The following is a 5,605-nucleotide window of genomic DNA, read 5'->3' as shown; positions in this document are numbered from 1 at the left end:
GACAACGGGAGCGCGGATGGACATCAGCAGACGATTCTTCGGTGCGGCACTGGCCGCCGGTTCCGCGGGGCTGGTCGCGGCCTCGCTGAGCGCGTGCGCCGGTGACTCCACCGACTCCGCCGCCCCGCCCGCGCCGACGCCGGGCGCGGGCCTGCGGGCGGGCTCGGGCGAGCACACCTCGCTCGGCCCGATCAAACGGATCGAGGCGGGCGCCCTCGACGTCGCCTACGTCGAATTCGGGCCCGGCACCGGGCAACCCGTCATCCTGCTGCACGGGTGGCCCTACGATCCGTACAGCTTCGCCGATGTCGGGCCGCTGCTCGCCGCCGCCGGATACCGGGTGCTCGTCCCGTACCTGCGCGGCTACGGCCCGACGACCTTCCGGTCCGCGCAGGCCGTCCGCAACGGTCAGCAGACGGCGATCGCGCGCGACATCGTCGACTTCATGGACGCGCTGCACATCGACAGGGCGATCCTCGGCGGATTCGACTGGGGCGCAAGGACGGTCGACATCGTCGCCGCGCTGTGGCCGCAGCGGTGCAAGGCGATCGTGGCGGTGAGCGGATACATCATCACCCAGCAGGCGGCCCAGCAGCAGCCGCTGCCGCCGGAGGCCGAGCTCGGCTGGTGGTACCAGTACTACTTCGCCACCGAGCGCGGCCGCCTCGGCTACGAGCGCAACCGGCGCGAGTTCAACAAGCTGATCTGGCGGCGCGCCTCCCCGCAGTGGAACTTCGACGACGCCACCTATGACCGCAGCGCCGCCGCCTTCGACAACCCCGACCACGTCGACATCGTCATCTCCAACTACCGGTGGCGGCTGAGCCTGGCGCCCGGCGAACCCCAATACGACGCCTACGAACAGCAACTCGCCGCCGGGCCCGCCATCACCGTCCCGGCCATCACGATCGCCAGCGACTTCGACGGTGCGGCCAAAGACGGAAAGCCCTACCGCGACAAGTACACCGGCAAACACGAACACCGCGTCCTCGACGGCATCGGGCACAACGTTCCGCAGGAGGCCCCGCGCCCCTTCGCCCAGGCGATCATCGACGCCGACCACCTGTGAGCGCGGGGCCCGGCGACCTCTCGACGAGGCCGCCGGGCGCGACGGCTACAGGGAAGCGCGCGAACGCATCCGGCCGCCCGGTTCGAGCTCGACCACGGTGTCGATCCCGATCCGCCGCAGGAACGGGTAGTCGTGGCTCACGACCAGGACCGCGCCGCGATAGTCGGCCAGCGCCTCGACCAGCTGATCGACGGAGGCGAGATCGAGGTTGTTGGTCGGCTCGTCCAGGACGAGCAGTTGCGCGGGGGGATCGGCGAGCAGCAAGCGCGCCAACGAGACTCGGAAGCGCTCCCCGCCGGACAGGCTCGACACCGGCCGGTCCACCGCCGCGCCGCGCAGCAGCAGCCGGGCCAGCTGATTGCGGATGGTGGCGGGCGGGGTGGTGACGGCCACCGCGTGCACGTTGTCGAGCGCGCTGGCCCGCTCGTCCAGACCGTCGAGCCGCTGCGGCAGGTAGCCGACGCGGTCGGTGAGCAGGGCGGCGCGCTCCGGATCACGGCCGCTCAGCAGGCTTTCCAGCAGTGTCGACTTGCCCGCGCCGTTCGGACCGATTAGGGCGACTCGCTCCGGGCCCTGAATGATGACGGTGCGGTCGCCGTCGCGCAGTTCCGCGATCCGCCTGCCGCGCGGCACATCCGGGTCGGGCAGCTCGAGATGGATGTGTTCCTCGCGCCGGACCCGGGCCGCGGCGGCGTCCAGAACATCCTGGGCCGCACGCACTTTGGCGTCGAGCGTGGTGCGCATGGCGCCCGCCGAGGCCTGCGCCTTGCTGGCGCGGTTGCCCGCGAGGATGCGCGGGATGCCGCCGTGCTGCTGGGTCGCCCGGCCGGTGCGTTCGCGGCGGGCCAGCTTGGTCTCGGCCTCGACGCGTTGGCGTTTCTCGACTTTCAGCGCCTGCTCGGCGGTGCGCGCCGCCTGCGCAGCCGCCTCCTGCTCCTGCGCCACGTGCTCGCGCCACGCGCTGTACGGGCCGCCGAACACCTCCAGGGTCGCGCCGTGCAGTTCGGCGGTGGCGTCCATGTGCTCGAGCAGCTCGAGATCGTGGCTCACCACCACGAGCGTGCCCGGCCACGAGTCCACCAATTCGGTGAGCCGGGCCCGGGTTTCGCGGTCGAGATTGTTCGTCGGCTCGTCGAGCAGGGTGATCGGCGTGCGCTGGATCCGCAGTCCGGTGACGGCGATGAGCACGGCCTCGCCGCCCGATATCGCCCCGACGGTCCGATCGAGATCGGCCGCGCCGAAACCGATCTCGTGCAGGGCCTGGTCGGCGCGGGCCTCGATGTCCCAGTCCTCGCCGATGGCGTCGAAGTGTTCGGCCGCGCCCTCGCCGGCCTCGATCGCGCGCAGGGCCGCGAGTTTGCCCGCGATGCCGAGCAATTCGGCGATGGTGGCGTCCCGGCCGAGGGTGAGGGTCTGCGGGAGGTAACCCACCTCTCCGGTGCGTTCGATGCGTCCGGCGGTCGGCGTGAGCAGGCCCGCGACGAGGCGCAGCAGCGTGGATTTGCCCGCGCCGTTGCGGCCGACGAGGCCGGTGCGGCCCGCGGTGAAGGCGCCGTCGACGCCCGCGAGGGCGACGGTTCCGTCGGGCCACTCGAAGGTGAGGTTGCGCAGGGTGATGGTCGAAGTAGACATGGGTCAGTGGCTCTTCCTGCTCGCGAACGAGCGGCAGCTAGGTATGCGACAGATTCCCCGGCCGCTGGCGAAGGCGTGGCCGCGCTCGAAAAGAGCACGTCAAAGCACATTTGTAGTGTGTCGGTGAATGTGCGATCGGGAACGCCGCCTCCGTCAGGGGCGGCTAGCGTCTGTCTACCTCGATGAGCACATGATCATTTTATCATCCGCGGGCACCGCGACCGCCGCGGCGGCGGCGCGCCTTCCGCACGCGGTTGTAACGCCTTGGCCGCCACCGCGATTCAGCCTATGCAGTGCGACGGCGGGAGAGTGGCGTGAACGAGCTGCAATTATGGCGGGTGGGGCAGATCTGGCGTCTGTGGCGAGTGGTGAACGTGTGGCGGCTGTGGCGGCTGGTCTTGCAGGACGAGCCATACCCCCTGGTCCGGCCGCTGCTGGGGCTAGTGGCGGCCTTGGTCCTGATCGTCGGCGGGGTCGTGGCGTTTTCCTACGCCGACGGTGTGGGACGGCCGAGGGGGTCCGAACCGTCCTGGCAAATCAATACGAACCCGATAATAAGACCCTTGCCGCCGAATTACGGCTGCTCACAAGGAAATTGAACACGAAAACCCGGGGTCGGACGTCCGCTGAGGTGGCCGCCCGAGCAGAATTGTTGCATATGGAATAAGGTTGGTGAGCGCGACGGTTGCGCCTCTAAAAATAGAGGGGTTCGATCTGGCCGTAGTTTCTAGGGACGTACTACGTCATGACTTGCGACTATTCGAACGCTTGCGACTACTCGAACGAAAGCCGCGCCGTGCGGGCCGACCTACGCCGGTTCGACGACGCGGCGGTACTCACCGTCGGGGGCGAGATCGACGCCGCCTCGGTGCCGCAGCTGCGATCCGCCATCGACCAGGCCTTACGCGATCAGCCACCCTTGCTGGTGGTCGACCTCTCGGCGGTGCGGTTCTTCGGCTCCGCCGGCCTGAGCGTCCTGCTCGTCACCCAGGAGGCGGTCGGCGCGGGCAGGCTGCGGGTGGTGGCCTCACCGCAGGTCCGCCGCCCGATCGAGGTGACCGGACTCGGCACCGTGCTCGACGTGTGCGACGACCTCGCGCAGGCGCTGGCTGTCGACGCGTTGCCCGAGATCGCCTGAGGTCAGTCGCCCCGGGTGCCGGCGGCGACGAACATCGGAACGGCGACGAACAGTCGATTCGCCCGTGCCCTGGCGGTCTGCTCCTCGAGCCAGGCGTCGGCCTCGCCGGCGATGTCGGCGAGCGTCGGCAGGCAGGTGGCGTCGGTCCACACGATCGTGCGCACCTCGGCGGTGACGTCGGTGAAGCCGTTGTCCAGCAAAAGGTTTCGGTAGCGGCGGGCAACGCGCGGGTTCGGCACCCGGTCCGCGCGGGCGTGCACGAGCGCGCGGGTGCGCGCCGGGTCGTCGGAGTCGATCACGAGGGCGTCCCAGTCCTGCCCGACGAGCACGGCGCGGCCGTCGCGGGCCAGCACCCGGCGCGCCTCGGCGACGGCCGCCGCGGGGTCGGCCAGGGTGTGCAGAACCTTGTCGGCCCGGTAGCCGGTGACCGAGCCGTCCGCGAGCGGCAGCGCGGTGGCGTCGCCGACGTGGAACTCGCCCGCGGGCCAACGCCGGGCGGCGACCTCGATCATGTCGGCGCTCGTGTCGACGCCGATGGCGTGCGCCCCTCGGCCGGCCAGCTCGCCGACGGCGCGGGCGCCGCCGCAGCCGACGTCGACGACGGTGTCGCCGAGTCCGCGATAGGTGAGTTCGCGCAGGTCACGCGCCTGCGTCAGGTCGTCGTAAGCATCGAGCATGGTGAGCAACGTGGACATGGCGGCAATTCTGCGACTTAATGTCGACATGAAGTCAATCGGTGAGGTGGCCGCTCGATTCGGGCTGCCCGCACACGTGCTCCGGCACTGGGAGGCCGAGGGCCTGCTGACCCCGGACCGCGCGGGCGGCCGCCGCAGCTATACCGACGTCGACCTGCACCGGGTGGCGGCGATCCTGATCGCGAAGGAGGCGGGCTTCGGGCTCGCCGACATCCGGACCATGCTGGCCGCCGGCTCCGCGGACCGCGACGAGCTGGTCGCCCGGCACCGAGAGCGGTTGCTGGCCAAGATCGCCCGCGCCCAGTCCGCCCTCGACCTGATCGCGGGCGGACCCTGTCCGCACGACGACATCATGACCTGCCCGCATTTCCAAGGCCTTCTGGACAATCGGCTACAGTGAACTCCCGTGCGCTAAACCGGCTGCGGCGCAGCGAGAATCGCGAGGAACGCCGACACCGCGGGTGTGGGGCCGGAGCGTTGCCAGGCGACATACTCGACGCGCACGGGGGAGTCGACCACCTCGACGAGGTCGACGCCGGTGAGCCGGGACGCGTACGCCGCGGGGACCATCGCCACGCCGAGACCCTGCCCGACCAGCCGGGCCAGGAAATCCGCGTTGGTCACCTCGAAGGCCACGTCGCGGTCCAGGCCCGCCGCGGCGAAGGCGCCGTCGGAGTGGGCGCGCCCGGCCGTGCCGGCGGGCAGGTCCACGAACACCTCGGTGGACAGCCGGCGAAGGTCGACGTGCGGTGCCCCGGAGAGGGCATGGCCGGGCGCGACCAAGGCGACGAATCGGTCGCGCGCGAGTTCGCGGAACGCGACGCCCCGGGGCCGCGCGGTGGTCGCGAGTCCGAGAAAGGCCACGTCGATGGCCCCCTGCTCGACGCGCTCGGTGAGCTCCTCGCTCGGGCCGACCCGCAGGCTCACCCGCACGTGCGGGTACCGCCGGTGGAATTCGCGCAGGACCGCCGGCAGGTCGACCGCGGCGACGGTGGAGATCACGCCGACGGCGAGCCGCCCGCGCACCTCGCCGACGGCCGCGGCGACCTCGGCGGCCGCGCGCTCGGCGGC

At 71.0% G+C, this 5,605-nt stretch carries 7 protein-coding genes and 1 pseudogene; 4 read left to right on the top strand and 4 right to left on the bottom strand.

Annotated features, from left to right (window positions below; translation table 11 throughout):
- The first annotated feature begins 16 nt into the window (after positions 1–16).
- A complete protein-coding gene (locus tag ON39_RS19020; RefSeq protein ID WP_040736181.1) occupies positions 17–1,069 on the top strand; it encodes an alpha/beta fold hydrolase in 1,053 nt (350 codons plus the stop codon).
- 45 nt (positions 1,070–1,114) lie between these two features.
- Here ON39_RS19020 and ON39_RS51475 read toward each other — a convergent pair whose 3' ends face one another.
- A complete protein-coding gene (locus ON39_RS51475; protein WP_373283703.1) occupies positions 1,115–1,813 on the bottom strand; it encodes an ATP-binding cassette domain-containing protein in 699 nt (232 codons plus the stop codon).
- Positions 1,814–2,200: 387 nt separating this feature from the next.
- Positions 2,201–2,602 (bottom strand): annotated as a pseudogene (locus ON39_RS51470) (ATP-binding cassette domain-containing protein); the annotation flags it as partial.
- A 413-nt stretch (positions 2,603–3,015) separates the two neighbouring features.
- On the opposite strand from ON39_RS51470, the gene ON39_RS48880 reads away from it, so the two are divergent.
- Entirely contained in the window at positions 3,016–3,300 is a 285-nt protein-coding gene (locus ON39_RS48880; protein ID WP_146250997.1) for a hypothetical protein, read from the top strand.
- Positions 3,301–3,446: 146 nt separating this feature from the next.
- A complete protein-coding gene (locus tag ON39_RS19010; protein ID WP_051186797.1) occupies positions 3,447–3,839 on the top strand; it encodes an STAS domain-containing protein in 393 nt (130 codons plus the stop codon).
- A 2-nt stretch (positions 3,840–3,841) separates the two neighbouring features.
- Here ON39_RS19010 and ON39_RS19005 read toward each other — a convergent pair whose 3' ends face one another.
- Positions 3,842–4,534, bottom strand: a complete 693-nt coding sequence (locus ON39_RS19005; protein WP_040736177.1) for a methyltransferase domain-containing protein — start codon at positions 4,532–4,534, stop codon at positions 3,842–3,844.
- A gap of 28 nt (positions 4,535–4,562) precedes the next feature.
- Here ON39_RS19005 and ON39_RS19000 point away from each other — a divergent pair, with 28 nt between their 5' ends.
- Positions 4,563–4,934 carry a helix-turn-helix domain-containing protein gene (locus ON39_RS19000; protein WP_040736175.1) on the top strand — a complete coding sequence of 124 codons (372 nt, stop codon included), beginning with the start codon at positions 4,563–4,565 and terminating at the stop codon, positions 4,932–4,934.
- A gap of 11 nt (positions 4,935–4,945) precedes the next feature.
- Here the strand turns inward: ON39_RS19000 and ON39_RS18995 are convergent.
- A partial coding sequence (locus ON39_RS18995) for a LysR substrate-binding domain-containing protein (protein ID WP_040736173.1) occupies positions 4,946–5,605 on the bottom strand: 660 nt, incomplete at its 5' end.

The sequence above is a fragment of the Nocardia tenerifensis NBRC 101015 genome (assembly GCF_000308715.1).
GTDB classification, from domain to species: Bacteria; Actinomycetota; Actinomycetes; order Mycobacteriales; family Mycobacteriaceae; genus Nocardia; species Nocardia tenerifensis.
The sequence above is the reverse complement of the archived record's forward strand: the minus strand, read 5'-3'. Positions and strand labels throughout refer to the sequence as shown.

Excerpts from the sequence above, each read along its gene's own strand:
- ON39_RS19010 (WP_051186797.1), top strand. The coding sequence starts at position 3,447 with ATGACTTGCGACTATTCGAACGCTTGCGACTACTCGAACGAAAGCCGC.
- ON39_RS19005 (WP_040736177.1), bottom strand. The coding sequence starts at position 4,534 with ATGTCCACGTTGCTCACCATGCTCGATGCTTACGACGACCTGACGCAG.
- ON39_RS51475 (WP_373283703.1), bottom strand. The coding sequence starts at position 1,813 with ATGCGCACCACGCTCGACGCCAAAGTGCGTGCGGCCCAGGATGTTCTG.
- ON39_RS19000 (WP_040736175.1), top strand. The coding sequence starts at position 4,563 with ATGAAGTCAATCGGTGAGGTGGCCGCTCGATTCGGGCTGCCCGCACAC.
- ON39_RS19020 (WP_040736181.1), top strand. The coding sequence starts at position 17 with ATGGACATCAGCAGACGATTCTTCGGTGCGGCACTGGCCGCCGGTTCC.